Below are 15,302 nucleotides of genomic sequence, written 5' to 3' on the forward strand. Positions count from 1 at the left end.
AAGCGCGGCTGGCGTGAGGCGGCCTCGATGCCGCTTGTCGGAGGCTCCGCGTCAGCAAGAGCGCCAAGGCCACGCGTCATGTTTCTTGAGAAAGCCGGCCTCGGATGCGGGCGTTGGCGAGGAGCTCCGGGGGAACGGAAGCGCGTGCCCGCCGTCATCCCGAGAACGATCCGGTTGCCGTACATCTGACGGCGGTTCCGAGGGTCTTTCGGCCTTCGCCTTTCGCAGGCGGATCCACCGGAAACCATCAATGTATCCACGCCGATCCCACCGGAATTCCTCAAATAAGAGCCGTAGCTCCGGCCTAAGTTTGCTCGACGGACGCAGGCGTCCGTCTGGAGGCCCTTATGAAACGCCCGATTATTGCCACGACCATCGCGCTCGCTCTTTCCTGCATCAGCGGCGTTAGTGCCGCCCAAGACGAGTCCCAACAAAGCACCAGGCTGCAGCGTGTCACAGTCAACCCGGCACCGGGCCAATACGAGGCCTACACCATCAACTTGAACGCCGGCTACGGGTTGAAGACCTTGGTCGGCCACACGCACCGGCAATACATGCAAGCGCAGCGGGAGGCCGAGAGGTTGGAGGCCCTGCGCAAGCAGGGTATGGCCATGTCGCCGTTTGTCACGGTGGCCCTCGACAACTCGTCCGGTCCCGGCATGGGCAGACGGATCCTGCTGTTCGACGCCAACCGGGCCACGGTTGCCGTCGTGGAAGCTCATTGCAAGCACGTCGCACCGGTGGAAGGCAAACGGTGCCAGTTGGCCTCCCGGGACGCGTCTAGCCAGAGCCTGGCGTCGAGGGAGATGGGACGCCTGCAGCTGGCGGAGGTGGATCAGCGTTGACGGGGTTGGGATGCGCTGCCTGATGCCGGCGACGGATCGGCGATGCTTTGCTTTGCCTAGTGAGACAAGTCCGCTGGATCGGCCCCGATAACACGGTCGCCGTCGTCGACATCCATTGCCTCCGGTTTGCCACGCCCGAGCGCGCCCGGCGCCACTGCTGCAACAGTGACCTGCACCGAGCCGTGTGGATGCATCAGGCAACCGAGACGCGGTATCCCCACGCGATAACAGAGCAGGGGCCGACGGTGTCATGCCGTCAGCCCCTCGCGGCGTGTTGCCGATCAGGCGTGGCACTGCGGCCCAGCCACGGTGCCGTAGCAGTGCCGCAGTCAGCGTATCGGCGGTGGATCGGACAGCGCCCGCTCGGTGGCCAGCTGCGCGTCGAGCCGCTGTAGCAGGCGGCGGAAGTTCGCGTCATCAGCCAGCGCGCGCCAAGCCAGATCGCGCCGCAAGGCAGGTTCGCCGCGGAAACCTTCGTTGATCGCCTGGCCCAGCTTGGCGATGGCGGCTTGCCGGTCCCCTTCCAGCGCGGCCAGTACCGCTTCGTGGTAGACCAGTGATGGTGTCGTCATGCCACTTTCGCGGAGGCGCGCATATTCCAGGCTCAACACCGTGAGGATGGCTTGGCGCTGCGTGTCGTTTGGTGGCAACAGGGCCGCCCAGTTGGCGAGTTGGTTCAGGCACGGCTGCAGGTCGACGAAGTTCAGGAACGGGTCGCCGTCGGCGAGACGGCGGCGGTAAGGAGTTTGCGCGGCCTCCGTCTGTCCGCTCGAGGTCTGCGCCTGGGCCGGCAGGCGCGGCGGCGGTGCGCCAAGCGGCGAATCGGTGCTGCCCTCCGTCGCAGGGGATGTGCATTGCACCTCGCAGATGAAGCGGTAGCCCAGGCTGTGCACAGTGGCGATGTAGCGCGGCTGTGCGGACGAATCACCCAGCGTGCGGCGCAGTTGCGAAACCACCCGATTGAGTACCCCGGTTGTGACGTGGCGATGTCCCCAGACACTGTCCAGCAGCACGTCCTTGCTTACCATCTCGCCGGCGTGGCGCAGCAGGGTCAGGAGCAGCATGTAGGCCTTCGGCTCCACCGGCAATGGTCGACCGTCGCGTTCCAGCCTGTGCGCGGCCGGCTCGACCAGGATGTTGTCGAACTGATAGGTTCCGTCGTGTTCAGGCTCGATCCGAGGCACGGTTTTCATCTCGGTCGCATAACGTTTGGGTTTTACGCCGTCGATGATTAGTCCCGCGTGAGGCCGTCGGCTCGGCGTGGGGACCCATGCTTGCGATCGCCAGCGCGGCGCGCTGGATTACGCCAGTCAGCGCATGCACGTGATCACCGCGCTGCGGGCATTGCACGCGCTTCCGGCACAGCGGGCTGGACAGTCATGCAAGCGGCGCGGGCGAACTGCCGCAGTTCCATGTGCATGGATCGACTGCGGGAAACCGGGCGGCGTCAGCCGCCCGGTGCCAGACTCAGGCGCTGAACGTGTCGCCGCGCGCGTTCGATGAAGGTGTGGTCGGATGCTTGAACTCGCTGGCGCGGCCGTTCAGCACCAGGGTGTCGCAGATCATGTCGTGCAGGCCCTGCTTGCGCTGGGTCCAGGCGACCATCAGGAAGCCGATGCCCAGGATGATGGCGCTGAGGATCTTGGCGAAGTAGCGGCCCAGTGCACGCGGGAAGCTGATCCGCCTGCCCTGCAGGTCGGTGACCCGGATGCCGAGTGCCAGCTTGCCCAGCGTGCCCTGCCAGGCCGAACTTTCGCACACGGCGAAGTACAGCACGCCCATCACCAGGATGAGCAGCATGGCCGGCCACATCGTGGCGTAGTAGTGCATGTTGGCGGCCATCATGGCGTCGGGGTTGCCGAGCGCATCGAGGCTGGCCTGCTGCAGCGCTGCCTTGGCGGCATCGCCGCCGAACGCCTTTTCGATCAGCATCTGCGGGATGTACAGGATGATCGCGTCGAGGATGTAGGCGGCTACGCGCTTCCAGAAGCCGGCGTGGTCCTCCAGCGCCGTGGCGGTGGTCTGCGGCAGCAAGGGTGCAGCCGGTGCGGCGTAGGGATTGGCGGCGGCAGGTGGCGGCGCGGCAGCCATGTCGGGGAACAGCACCGACAGCGGCTGCCAATCGGCGAGGCCTTCGTACCAAGCCAGATCGTCGGGGCTTACCTGGCCGCTGCGCAGCCACTGGCGCACGTCGTCTTCCTTGTACGGGCCATGCCTTTCGCCGTCACGGCCGATCCAGATTTCCATTGCGCGCTCCCCATGCCGGTCAAGGTGCGCATGATGCCATGAGAGCGGCGCGGCGCGGGCGGGGGTCAGGCGGCGTCGCGGCGCTTCAGGTGCACCAGCAACAGCGAGATCGCCGCCGGGGTGACGCCGCTGACGCGCGCGGCCTGGCCGACCGTGGCCGGCAGCGTGCGCTTCAGTTTCAGCAGCACTTCGGCCGACAGGCCGCGCACCTTGTCGTAGTCGAAGCCGGCGGGAATCGCCAGGTGCTCGTGGCGGCGCTGGCGCTCGATCTCCTCGCGCTGGCGTTCAAGATAGCCGGCGTACTTCACCTGCACCTCGACTTGTGCGGCGACATCGTCGCGCTCCACTGGCGGCCCCAGTTCGGGCACGGCGGTGAGCGTGGCGTAACCGAGTTCGGGCCGGCGCAACAGGTCGATCACGCTGGTCTCGCGGCTGACTGCGATGCCGAGCTGGCGCTCGACCGCCGCGCCGCGCGCATTCGCCGGAGTCACCCACAACGCGCCGAGGCGCTGCAGCTCGTGCTCGACCGCGTCGCGCTTGGCGCGCAGTGCGTCGAAGCGCGCCTGCGGCACCACACCGAGTTCGAAACCCCGCTCGGTGAGGCGCAGGTCGGCATTGTCTTCGCGCAGGTGCAACCGGTATTCGGCGCGCGAGGTGAACATGCGGTACGGCTCGATCGTGCCGTTGCTGGTGAGGTCGTCGATCAGCACGCCGATGTATGCCTCGTCGCGGCGCGGATACCACGGCGCCTTGCCCTGCACCGCCAGCGCGGCGTTGAGGCCGGCGATCAGGCCCTGCGCGGCGGCCTCCTCGTAGCCGGTGGTGCCGTTGATCTGGCCGGCGAAGTACAGGCCGGGGATCGCCTTGGTTTCCAGCCACGGGTGGAGCCCGCGCGGATCGAAATAGTCGTATTCGATCGCGTAGCCGGGGCGGGTGATGTGGGCGTGTTCGAAGCCCTTGATCGAATGCACCAGCGCCAGCTGCACGTCGTACGGCAGCGAGGTGGAGATGCCGTTCGGGTAGATCTCGAACGTGTCCAGTCCTTCCGGCTCGATGAAGATCTGATGCGACGACTTCTCGGCGAAGCGCACCACCTTGTCCTCGATCGACGGACAGTAGCGCGGACCGACGCCCTCGATCTGGCCGGTGTACAGCGGCGAACGATCCAGCGCGCCACGGATGATCTCGTGCGTCTGTTCGCCGGTATGGGTGATCCAGCAGCTGACCTGGCGCGGGTGCTCGTCGCGCGAGCCGAGGTAGGAGAACACCGGCGCCGGCGTGTCGCCGGGCTGCTCCTGCAGGCCGCGGAAGTCGATGCTGCGCCGGTCGATGCGCGGCGGCGTGCCGGTCTTCAGGCGGTCGGCGGCGACTGGCAATTCGCGCAGCTTCGCCGCCAGCGTGCTGGCCGGCGGATCGCCGGCACGGCCACCGGCGTACTGCGCCTGACCGATGTGGATCTTGCCGGCGAGGAAGGTGCCGGCGGTGAGTACGACGGTCGTCGCGCCGAACGACAAACCCATCTGGGTGACCACGCCGGTGACGCGGCCGTGTTCGATGATCAGGTCGTCCACCGCCTGCTGGAACAATTCGAGGTTCGGCTGGCTTTCCACCATGCGCCGGATCGCCGCCTTGTACAGCGCGCGGTCGGCTTGGCAGCGGGTGGCGCGCACGGCCGGGCCCTTCGACGCGTTCAGCGTGCGCCACTGGATGCCGGCGCGATCCGCGGCGTGCGCCATCGCGCCGCCCAGCGCGTCGATCTCCTTGACCAGGTGGCCCTTGCCGATGCCGCCGATGGCGGGGTTGCAGCTCATCTGGCCGATCGTCTCGATGTTGTGGCTGAGTAGCAGCGTGCGCGCACCGGCGCGCGCGGCCGCCAGCGCGGCTTCGGTGCCGGCGTGGCCGCCGCCGATCACGATGACGTCGTAGTGGATCGGATGGCGCATCGAACTGACCTGAGCATGCAAAAAGTGACGAAACGGGGCGCCATGGTAACGCCACCAATGGCCTTGCGAGCCGATCGAACAGAATGGCACGTTTCCTGCTTCGAAAAGCCAGCACTTTCACGGGCAGACGCTGCGCGACCACGCGCGCCGAGATCGGACGGACAGGGGTTCGATCGCGTACCAGGAAAGGAAGCAAGACGGCACCCCTCGGGGTGCCGTCGCCTTTTGTGCGGCGGAAAGTCCGTCAAGGCCAACAAAGACGAGGCCCCGCGGCTTTGCGGCCGCGGGGCCTCGTGCTGTTAGATCTGGCGCCCGGCGGTCTCAGGAACAGGGGGAATCCAGGATGACCGTATTGCCGAGCGCCAGAAACCGGAAACTGTCTGACGCAGGCAGCTGCCGCTGCCGTGGAACGCAGGCCGATATTTACCGCAAACGCGTGAACACGGGGTGACTGAAAAGGGATTTTGTGCCGGGCCACGGCAGCAGCTGACGTATTGCGTCAGTCGCGTGATAAAGAGCGCGAATCGACCGTGATCCACGTCACACCTGGCATGGCGATTGCATCTCCCTGTTCACCAACCACGAGGGATACGCCATGGACATGAGCTTCGATTTCCAACCGGTTTATCCGCACCATGACCTGCTGATCGAACTCGGTCAGGTCGAGATGGCCATCGACGGTTTGAGCGAACGCGAAGACAGCGAGCGTGATGTGCTGCAGCCGAACCTGGAGTCACGCATGCAGAGCCTGCTCGACGCGCTCGATCACCTGGCCGTCTGAATGAACCATCCCGTTCGTGCGCGTGGGGTGTACCACCACGCACATCCGGGCGATGCATCGGGACAGGCTGGTGGCTCCGGCAGTTCCGTTGTCGGTCAGTGATTCAGCACGCTGCCGATGATTTCGGCCAGGTTGCGGGAAAGCCCGCGATGCCCGGCCAGTTCCACGATCACCGCGCGCGCAGCCTCGCACCGCAGCGGTTCCAGCCGCTGCCAGCCGTTGAATGCCGTGGCCAGTCGCGCCGCGACTTGCGGGTTCAACGCATCCAGCGCCACCAGCCGTTCGGCCAGCAGCCGGTAGCCGGCGCCGTCGACGCGATGGAAACCGCTGGGGTTGTTGCGTACGAACGCACCCAGTAGCGACTGCACCCGGTTCGGGTTCTTCAGCATGAACGCGGCATCGTGCTCAAGCAGCCGCACGCGATCCAGCGCGAGTTCGCCCGGCAGCTGCGCCTGCACCGCGAACCACTTGTCCAGCGCCAGCGCATTGCCGGCGTGGCGCGCGCGATAGTCGCGCAGCGCCGCGGCAGCCTGCGGGGCATCGCTGCGCACCAGCACGGACAGTGCGGCGAGGCGGTCGGTCATGCCGGGCGCGTCACGGTACTGCGTGGCGGCCAGCGCGCAGGCGCCCGCAGTGTCGAGCAGCGCCAGCAGTTCCAGCACGCGGCGCTTGAGCCGGCGGCGTGCCTGGCTCGGTGCATCCAGTTCGGTATTGGTGTGTGCGGCCAGGGCCATGTAACGCTGGCGCAAGGCGACCGCACCCAGGCGTGCGGCCAGCCGCTGCTGCAAGGTCTGGCGCAGATGGTGGATGCGCTGCGGATCGATCGCCGTCTCGCGCTCGGCCAGCTCGACCTCGCCCGGCGGGGTCAGCAGGTCGGCCAGCAGCGCGTCGTCGATGGCAGCGTTGTCGAACAGTTTGGCCAGCGCGTCGCACCAGGCTTGCAGGGCGGTAGCCGTGGTGCCGTCGCGCAGGTCTTCGTACGCGCGCGCGGCGAGCTGCTGGCCGGCCTCCCAGCGGTTGAAGCCGTCGACGTCGTGAGCCAGCAGCAGTGCCAGCTCGTCCGGCGTGTAGTCGCATTCCAGGATCACCGGCGCGGAAAACCCGCGCAGCAGTGAGGGTACCGGTGCGGCGGCGACATTGGTGAAGACGAAATTCTGCTCGACCTGGGTCAGCACCACCACGAGTTCGTTGCCGCCTTTGGACGTCTGGCCGTCCAGATGCAATGGCAGCATATCGCCGTGGCGGGTGAACAGCGCCAGCTTGACCGGAATCGGCAGCGGCGGCCGGGGTTCCGCGCCGTGGCCGCCCGGAGTGTGCTGGGTCAGGGTCAGAGTGTAGGCGTGCCGGGTGGGATCGTAATGGCCGTGCGCCTTCAGCCGTGGCGTGCCGGCCTGGGCGTACCAGGCCAGGTAGGGCGTGAGGTCGGTGCCGTTGGTTTCGCCCAATGCGCCGAGGAAATCCTCCAGCGTGGCGGCACGACCGTCGTTGCGCTCGAAGTAGCGGTCCATGCCGCAGCGGAAACCGTCCCGGCCCAGCGCACCGGCCAGCATGCGCACCAGCTCGGCGCCCTTCTCGTACACCGTGGCGGTGTAGAAGTTGTTGATCTCGCTGTATTGCGCCGGGCGTACCGGATGCGCCAGCGGGCCGGCGTCCTCGGGGAACTGCGCGCGGCGCAGCAGGGCGACGTCCTCGATGCGCTTCAGTGGCGCGGAGTTCATGTCGGCCGAGAAGCTCTGCTCGCGGAACACGGTCAGTCCTTCCTTCAGCGACAGCTGGAACCAGTCGCGGCAGGTGACGCGGTTGCCGCTCCAGTTGTGGAAATACTCGTGCGCCACCACCGCCTCGACGTGGCGATACTCGTCGTCGGTGGTCGAGTCCGGCTCGGCCAGCAGGCACTTCGCGTTGAAGATGTTGAGGCCCTTGTTCTCCATCGCGCCCATGTTGAAGTCGTGCGTGGCGACGACGTGGAACACATCCAGGTCGTAGTTGCGGCCGTAGGTCTGCTCGTCCCAGCGCATCGAGCGTTCCAGCGCATCCATCGCGTAGTGGCAGCGTCCGATCGCGTCGGCTTCGGCCCAGATCTTCAGCTGCACTGCACGGCCTTCGGCAGTGACGTAGTCGCGCTCGATCCTTTCCAGCCGTCCGGCGACCAGGGCGAACAGGTAGCTCGGCTTCGGATGCGGGTCGACGAAGCGCGCCCAGTGCCGGCCGCCCTCCAGCTCGCCAGCGCCGTCTGAATTGCCGCCGGCCAGCAGCACCGGAAAGCGCGCGCGATCGGCACGCAAAGTGACCGTGTAGCTGGACAGCACGTCGGGCCGGTCGGGGAAGAAGGTGATGTGGCGGAAGCCTTCGGCCTCGCACTGGGTCAGCAGGAAGCCGGCCTCGCGCGAGCCGGATAGGTACAGGCCTTCCAGCGCGGTGTTCGCGGCCGGGCGCAGCCGCACGCGGGTTTCCAGCACGCTGCCGTCGCGGGCGCCGTCGACTTCCAGCACGTTGCCGGCGTAGCGATATGCGGTGGCAGGCAGCCGGCTGCCGTCCAGCACTATCGACAGCAGCTGCAGGTTCTCGCCGTCCAGCCGCAGCGGTGCGTCCTGTGCGGGATCGCGGTGCAAGCGCAGGCGCGCGAGCACCTCGCTGGCGTCGATGCCGAGGTCGAAGTCCAGTTCGACGGTCCCGACCCGCCAGGCAGGTGCGCGGTAGTCGCTGAGGCGGATCGACGCGGAGGGCTGTTGTGCGGGTGCGTGCATGGAGAACGGCGACGGGGGTGGGGACTGCTCAGGTTAACATGGGGTGTTTCAACGGCAGGAGAAACCCGTGAATGCGACGCGATATGCCGCCGGACGCAGCCATCTCGGCGGGCAGGAAATCGTGGTGCTGACTGACGCCGGCGGTGGCCGGCACGTTCGCGTGGCGCGGCGTGGTGCGGCCCTGCTCGGCTTCGAGGTGGTCTTCGCCGGCGCCGTGCGCGACCTCGCCGATGGCTATCGCGACGCGGCCGAAGTGGCCGCCCGTCCCGGTTCGCGCTTCGCGATCATGGTGCCGTTCGCCGGGCGGATCGCCGATGCACGTTACCGCTTCGACGGCCAGCCGCAGGACTTGCAGCCCGGCGTCGCCGGCGCCGCGCGCGCCAGCCGGCATGGCTTCGTGCGCGACGTGGATTTCGCCGTCGCCGCGTTGAGCGCCGACGACAGCGGCGCGCAGGCCACCCTGACCACGTCCGCGATCCGTCCGCAGCCGGGTTATCCGCATGCGATCGACCTTGCCGTGACGTACACCCTGGATGCCGGCGGCGTCACCCTGGAAGCGTGCATGCGCAACGTCGGTGACAGCGCCGCACCGTGCTTCTTCGGCTGGCATCCGTATTTCCGCGTGGCTGCGGGCGAGGTCGATGACTGGCAGCTGCAGATTCCCGCGCAGACCCTGATCCGCACCGGCGCCGACCTGATCGCACTGGCCGGCGCGGAAGCGTACGTGGCGCTGGACGATGCGCCGGCGCTGGATTTCCGCGAGTCGCGGCGGATCGGCGACAGCATCCTCGACCAGGGTTACACCGACCTGGAGGCGGACGCCGACGGGCGCATTCGTACCCGCCTGCGCGATCCTGCCAGCGGCTTCGGCATCGCGGTGTGGCAGGAGCGCGGCGTGATGCACGCGTTCACCGCCGACACGGTGAGCCGCGATGCGCGTCGTGCAGTCGCACTGGAGCCGATGGAATGCATGGCCGATGCGTTTAACCGGCCCGAGTGCGCCGAGGCGGTGCGCCTGGAGTCCGGCGCCGAACGCCGTTTCCGTTGTGGTGTGGAGGTCGAATCGTGATGAGTGCATTGCCCAGCTTCGAACAGGTCCGCGACGCCGCGGCGCGCATCGCGCCGCATGCGCGGGTGACCCCGGTGTTGCGCAGCGCGGCGCTGGATGCGCTGGCCGGTGCCGAGCTGCACTTCAAGGCCGAGCACCTGCAGCGCGGCGGTGCGTTCAAGTTCCGCGGTGCCTGCAACGCGGTGTGGTCGCTCAGCGACGCGCAGGCCGCGCGTGGCGTGGTCACGCATTCCTCCGGCAACCACGGCAACGCGCTGGCGCTGGCCGCCGCCACCCGCGGCATCACCGCGCACGTGGTAGTGCCGGAAGGCGCGGTGCGCGCGAAACTCGAGGCGATCGAACGTGCCGGCGCGATCCTGCATCGCTGCGCGCCGACCCAGGCCGCGCGCGAGGCGATGTGTGCCGAGGTGCAGCGCGCCACCGGCGCGGAGCTGGTGCATCCGTATGCCGACACCCGGGTGATGGCCGGGCAGGGCACGCTGGTGCTGGAACTGCTGCAGCAGGCACCCGGGCTGGATGCGCTGATCACCCCCGTCGGCGGCGGCGGCCTGGCCAGCGGCGTGGCGATTGCCGCGCACGCGATCAACCCGGCCTTGAACCTGTTCGGTGCCGAACCCCAGGGCGCCGATGATGCCGCGCAATCGCTGGCGCACGGCACGCGGGTTACCACGGTGGTGCCCGACACGGTCTGCGACGGCCTGCGCGCCTTGGTCGGCGAGCGCAACCTCGACGCGCTGCGCACGCATCACGTCGACGTGATCACGGTCAGCGACGCGGAGACCATCGCCGCGATGCAACTGCTGTGGTCGGAGCTGAAGCAAGTGGTGGAGGTGTCCAGCGCCACCGTGCTGGCGGCGATCCTCAAGCAGCCGCAGCGCTTCGCCGGCAGGCGCGTCGGCGTGGTGCTCACCGGCGGCAACGTGGACTTGCAGGCGCTGCCCTGGTGAGCCTGCGAGCGGATCAGCCCGGCGCGGATTCCACCATGGCGCTGTCATCGGCCGGTGCGTCGGCGTCGGGGGCGACGGCGGGCGCATGGCGGGCGAAGGCGTGCAGATCCAACTGGCCGACCGGGATCGGCGTGTAATCCGCACCGAAGGCCACTTCGCCCGGCCGCCAGCCGGCGGGCTGGCGCACGGCGACCCAGAAGCGCTTCAACGCGGCCCAGTGCAGGCCGATCAGGCCGTAGTTGTTGTCGGCGTCGACGATCGGGTCACCCACGCCGGTCGGCCGCGGCGGCTCGCCGTACAGCGCCGTGCCGAACAGCACGTCCCATACCGACAGCACCTGGCCATAGTTGCAGTGGTGCAGCGTCGGTCGCTCGGGATCGACCAGCATGTGGTGCAGGCGATGGAATCTCGGGGCGACGAAGATGCGGTCGAACACGCGGCCGAAGCCCAGCCGCACGTTGGTATGCGATAGGTTCTGCACCAGTTCGCCGATCAGCATCAGCCAGGCGAACTCGTCCGGATCGACGCCGATCGCCAGGCCCACCGTGGCCAGGATCATCGACTGCAGGAAGCCGTCGACCAGGCTGCCGCGGTCGTTGGTCCAGCAGCTCATCTGACGCGTGCTGTGATGCATGCTGTGCAGCGCCCACCACCACGGAATGGCGTGCTGGGTACGGTGCATCCAGTAGTACACGAAGTCGTAGATCACGTAGTAGACGGCAAACAGCACGTAGGGATGCTGGTTGAACCACGGAACCCAGTGCGTCAGCGCGAGTGCGGAACCAGTGCCGGCATCGACGGCATCGCCGCCACCGCCGAACAGATGGCTGAACGGCGTGAGCACCAGGTAGGTGAACAGCGGGAAGATGCCCAGCAGCATCAGCAGCGTGTAGTTGCGATCGACCCGGGTCAGCCGGCGGTCGTCCCACCGCTCGGCCGGGAACCAGGTTTCCAGCGGGCGGAAAACCAGCCCGATGATGCCCACCTGCAGCGCGGCGATCAGCAGGGCGGCGGCGATGTCGTCGGGGTTGCCGCTCAATCCGCCGAGGTGCATCGCATCCAGCAGCGGCGCGACGGCATGGCCGCTCAGCCAGCCGACCAGGTGGGACCACCATGGGGACAGGTCGAACATCGACGCCTCGTCGAATCCGTCAGCGATTCATCATATCGCCGTCGCGAAGGCCGGATGCTGAATGGATCAGGGCATCCCTTGGCGGCGCCGTGCACCGATGCCGCTGATCGCGAGCAACCCCAGCAGCACGAACACGATGCCGACCAGTTCCATCGCCGATGGCTGCTCGTGCAGGATCAGCCACGCCAGCAGCACGCTGACGATCGGCACGCCCAGACTGGACACGCTGGCCACCGTGGTCGACAACCGCTGCAGCACGATCGACCACAGCCACCAGGCCAGGCTGGATGCCAGCAGCACGCTGTAGATCAGGCCGGCGGTGAACGCCAGGTTCCATTCGATCGCGCGCTCCGGTACTGCCAGCGCGAGCAGGCCGAGCGCGCCGCCGCCCAGCAGCATCTGCCACGCCGTGAGGCTGAGCACCGACGGTGCGTGCCGGCGGAACATGCGCTTGCTGAGCACGGTGCCGGCCGCCCACGCGACGCCGCCGACAATCGCCAGCGTGGTGCTCAGTGCGCTGCCCAGAGCACGCCACGGTTCGATGATGCAGACCAGGCCGACCGCGGCCAGCGCCAGCCCCAGCCAGTGCCGCGCGGTCGGGCGGTCGCCCAGCACCAGCCATGCCAACAGCACCGCCCAGAACGGCATGGTGTACGCGAGCAGGGCGACGTGGCCGGCACCGCCGCTGAGCAGGGCCAACTGCTCCAGGCCCTGGAAGGCCGTGGTCTGGCACAGGCCGATCAGCAACGTGGGCAGCAACGGCGGCGGCCGCAGCGATTGTCGCGACAGCAGCAGCGCGGCGAACAGTACGGCGGCGCCGAGCAGGTAGCGCAACGCGGCGAAGTGGAACGGCCCGGCATACGCCAGCACCTGTTTCATCACCACCCAGCTGTAGGCCCAGATCAGGATGGTGACGAGCAGCGCGGACAGCGCGCCGCGTGATGGCGAGGGCGACATGGGAAACCGGAGCGGGGTGGGGCGACAAGTCTAGCGGGGTCGGTTACGTTGTGCGGCACCGTACGACCATCCGCCCGTCATGACCAAGACCACCGAACCATCACGCTGCCACTGGGCCGCCAACGGCGACGCGCTGATGCGCGACTACCACGACACCGAGTGGGGCGTGCCGCAGCACGACGATCGCGCGCTGTTCGAGTTCCTCTGTCTCGAAGGCGCCCAGGCTGGCCTGTCCTGGCGCACCGTGCTGGCCAAGCGCGACAACTACCGCAAAGCCTTCCACCAGTTCGAGATCGCCCGCGTCGCCGCAATGACCGACCGCGAACTGGAAAAGCTGCTGCTCGATCCGGGCATCATCCGCAACCGGCTGAAGGTCTCGTCCACCCGCGACAACGCCATCGTTGCTCTCGACGTGATCGCGGAGTTCGGCAGTCTGGACGTCTATCTGTGGTCGTTCGTCGATGGCAAGCCGCTGCGCAACCACTGGCGCAGCCAAGGCGAGGTGCCGGCCAGCACGGCATTGTCCGATCGCATGAGCAAGGCGCTGAAGAAGCGCGGCTTCCGTTTCGTCGGCACCACCATCTGCTATTCGTTGCTGCAGGCGACCGGCATGGTCAACGATCACCTCGTGGGCTGTTTCCGGTACGGCGGGCAGGGCTAGGCAGACAGCAGAGCAAGAAGTTTCGATCTGTACGGGTGCGGTCGACGAAGTGCCGCAAATGTCGAGCCGTTCACACAATCGAACGAAACAATGGTGGCTACCGTTCAGCGCGTGAAACGCATGCTGAACAAACCCGTCGTCGTCGCTTGTGTACGGGACAAGCGCGGCGCAAAGATGCGCGCGCAGACATCGCCGCATGTGAATGGATACGGGGGGCATGGAAGAAACACATCGCGTCGTCTCGCCAGGCATTCCGCCATCGCTGCATCCTTCGGAGCCATCCCATGAAATCCCAGCATTTCAAGTCCACGCTGATTTGCATCGCGATACTCGGTGCACTGTCCGTCGCGCCGGTGATGGCGCAGACCGCCACGCCATCCGATACGTCCGTTTCCACCAGCACCACCCATCACGAGTCGACCCGGTTGAGCACCGAGTTCGCCGGGTTCGCCGGTTCGGAGACCAATTCGCAGGCGCTGGTCACCGGGCTGCGCGACGGCACCGCGATCACGCTCGACGATGTAGTGAAGAATGCCGACGGCACCACGACCACCACGACGACCACGTTCACGCCGGCCACCGGCAAGATGGGCTACGGCAACGTAAAAATCGCGCTGTCGCTGGCCGAGGCGACTCTGGCCAAGGACGGTATCACCGACCCGACCGCAGCCGAGATGGCTGCCGCGCTGAACGGCGGTACGCTGGTGCTGGCTGACGGCACCAGCATCGATCTGAACGGCGTGCTGGCCCAGCGTGCCGCCGGCGAGGGCTGGGGACAGATTGCCAAGGCCGACGGTTTCAAGCTGGGCGACGTGATGCGTTCGCCGAAGGCGGTCGGCAGTACCGCCGCGAACGGCAACGCGCACGCGCATGTGGAAAAAGTCGAGCTGGCCAAGGTGCATGGCGTCGATCGTCCGAGCAAACCCGAGCATGTGGCCAAGGCCGACCGCCCTGACCGTCCGAGCCGGCCGGATCGTCCCGAGCGCCCCGAGCATCCCGACCATCCCGACCATGCGGGCCGCCCGGGCGGCTGAGTCCGGTTTCATCAGCACGCGGTACTCCCTGCAGGCCCGGTGTGATGCCGGGCCTGCTGCCATCTTCTTTTCAGCAAGGAACCTTTCATGCGTAACCCACAACACTGGATGATCGTCGGCGGACTGCTGCTGATCGGTGCGCCGGTGGCCCAGGCCGCCACGACGGACAACGGCCGGTTCAGTCTTTCGGCGGGCGCCGATTACAGCAGCGGCAAGTACGGCACCGACACCACCACCGACATCTGGTCGGTACCGGTGGCGGCGGCGTACCAGACCGATCGCTGGACGTTCAAGCTCATCGTGCCGTACATCAACATCAGCGGTGCTGGCAACGTGATTCCCGGCGTGGGCAAGGTAAACAACGGCAACCCGAAGGGGCGTGGCCGCGGCAAAGGCGGTGGTGGTACGCCTCCCGCGCCGGGCACCACGACCAGCGGTTCGGCCTCGGGCTTGGGCGACGTCACGGCGTCGGCTGGTTACGAGCTGTTCGGCAGCGCCGATCGCACGTTCGGGCTGGATCTCACCGGCAAGGTGAAATTCGGTACCGCCGACGAGAACAAGGGCCTGGGTACCGGCAAGAACGACTACGGCCTCTCGCTGGATACCTATAAGGTGATGGGCGCCTGGACCGCGTTCGGCGGTGTGGGCTGGATGAAGTACGGCAGCTCGCAGTACATCAAGCTGAAGAACGGCTTCAACGCGAACATCGGCGCCGACTACAAGCTCAACTCCAGCAACAACATCGGTGCGTACTACTACTACCGCGAGCGGATCGCCGATACCGGTGCCGCGCAGAGCGAGATCGCCGGTTACTGGAACCACAAGTTCAACGACAGTCTGCGCGTGCAGGCCTACGCGCTCGCCGGCTTCGCCGACGGCAGTCCGGATTATGGCGTGGGTGCGTCGCTGAAGTACCTGTTCTGATCGACCGGGCTCCGT

General features: G+C 67.3%; 13 protein-coding genes. 7 read left to right on the forward strand and 6 right to left on the reverse strand.

Features of this window, described 5'->3' with window-relative positions; all coding sequences use genetic code 11:
• The first annotated feature begins 347 nt into the window (after nt 1-347).
• Entirely contained in the window at nt 348-845 is a 498-nt protein-coding gene (locus tag ABD024_RS01540; protein WP_343848935.1) for a hypothetical protein, read from the forward strand.
• A 329-nt stretch (nt 846-1,174) separates the two neighbouring features.
• On the opposite strand, the gene ABD024_RS01545 is transcribed toward ABD024_RS01540, so the two are convergent.
• The 3 genes from ABD024_RS01545 to mnmG all read right to left on the reverse strand — a co-directional run bounded on the left by ABD024_RS01545 (nt 1,175) and on the right by mnmG (nt 5,035).
• Nucleotides 1,175-2,038: a winged helix-turn-helix domain-containing protein gene (locus ABD024_RS01545; protein ID WP_343848937.1), complete on the reverse strand. Its 864-nt coding sequence runs from the start codon at nt 2,036-2,038 to the stop codon at nt 1,175-1,177.
• 274 nt (nt 2,039-2,312) lie between these two features.
• On the reverse strand, nt 2,313-3,092 hold the full coding sequence (locus ABD024_RS01550) for an RDD family protein (RefSeq protein ID WP_343848939.1): 780 nt from the start codon (nt 3,090-3,092) through the stop codon (nt 2,313-2,315).
• Nucleotides 3,093-3,157: 65 nt separating this feature from the next.
• Complete coding sequence (gene mnmG, locus ABD024_RS01555; RefSeq protein WP_343848940.1) at nt 3,158-5,035, reverse strand: tRNA uridine-5-carboxymethylaminomethyl(34) synthesis enzyme MnmG; 1,878 nt, start codon at nt 5,033-5,035, stop codon at nt 3,158-3,160.
• 595 nt (nt 5,036-5,630) lie between these two features.
• On the opposite strand from mnmG, the gene ABD024_RS01560 reads away from it, so the two are divergent.
• Nucleotides 5,631-5,816, forward strand: coding sequence for a hypothetical protein (locus tag ABD024_RS01560; RefSeq protein ID WP_343848941.1), 186 nt, complete (start codon nt 5,631-5,633; stop codon nt 5,814-5,816).
• A gap of 95 nt (nt 5,817-5,911) precedes the next feature.
• Here the strand turns inward: ABD024_RS01560 and pepN are convergent, their stop codons facing one another.
• Nucleotides 5,912-8,563, reverse strand: a complete 2,652-nt coding sequence (gene pepN, locus ABD024_RS01565) for an aminopeptidase N (RefSeq protein ID WP_343848942.1) — start codon at nt 8,561-8,563, stop codon at nt 5,912-5,914.
• A gap of 67 nt (nt 8,564-8,630) precedes the next feature.
• Between pepN and ABD024_RS01570 the strand changes: the two genes are divergently transcribed.
• Together ABD024_RS01570 and ABD024_RS01575 are read left to right on the forward strand one after the other, a co-directional pair.
• Nucleotides 8,631-9,632 (forward strand): aldose 1-epimerase, encoded by a 1,002-nt coding sequence (locus ABD024_RS01570; protein ID WP_343848944.1) that lies wholly within the window; start codon nt 8,631-8,633, stop codon nt 9,630-9,632.
• Nucleotides 9,632-10,579 (forward strand): pyridoxal-phosphate dependent enzyme, encoded by a 948-nt coding sequence (locus tag ABD024_RS01575; RefSeq protein ID WP_343848946.1) that lies wholly within the window; start codon nt 9,632-9,634, stop codon nt 10,577-10,579. Before ABD024_RS01570 ends, ABD024_RS01575 begins: the two co-directional genes overlap by 1 nt.
• A gap of 13 nt (nt 10,580-10,592) precedes the next feature.
• On the opposite strand, the gene ABD024_RS01580 is transcribed toward ABD024_RS01575, so the two are convergent.
• A complete protein-coding gene (locus ABD024_RS01580; protein ID WP_343848948.1) occupies nt 10,593-11,711 on the reverse strand; it encodes a sterol desaturase family protein in 1,119 nt (372 codons plus the stop codon).
• Nucleotides 11,712-11,777: 66 nt separating this feature from the next.
• Nucleotides 11,778-12,668 carry a DMT family transporter gene (locus tag ABD024_RS01585; protein ID WP_343848949.1) on the reverse strand — a complete coding sequence of 297 codons (891 nt, stop codon included), beginning with the start codon at nt 12,666-12,668 and terminating at the stop codon, nt 11,778-11,780.
• A 79-nt stretch (nt 12,669-12,747) separates the two neighbouring features.
• On the opposite strand from ABD024_RS01585, the gene ABD024_RS01590 reads away from it, so the two are divergent.
• From ABD024_RS01590 to ABD024_RS01600, 3 genes are all read left to right on the forward strand, one after another.
• Complete coding sequence (locus ABD024_RS01590) at nt 12,748-13,329, forward strand: DNA-3-methyladenine glycosylase I (RefSeq protein WP_343848951.1); 582 nt, start codon at nt 12,748-12,750, stop codon at nt 13,327-13,329.
• Between the two features lie 284 nt (nt 13,330-13,613).
• Nucleotides 13,614-14,363, forward strand: a complete 750-nt coding sequence (locus ABD024_RS01595) for a hypothetical protein (protein ID WP_343848953.1) — start codon at nt 13,614-13,616, stop codon at nt 14,361-14,363.
• A gap of 87 nt (nt 14,364-14,450) precedes the next feature.
• Complete coding sequence (locus ABD024_RS01600) at nt 14,451-15,287, forward strand: transporter (RefSeq protein ID WP_343848954.1); 837 nt, start codon at nt 14,451-14,453, stop codon at nt 15,285-15,287.
• Nucleotides 15,288-15,302 lie beyond the last annotated feature (15 nt).

It is taken from the genome of Rhodanobacter soli, from assembly GCF_039523495.1.
GTDB classification, from domain to species: Bacteria; Pseudomonadota; Gammaproteobacteria; order Xanthomonadales; family Rhodanobacteraceae; genus Rhodanobacter; species Rhodanobacter soli.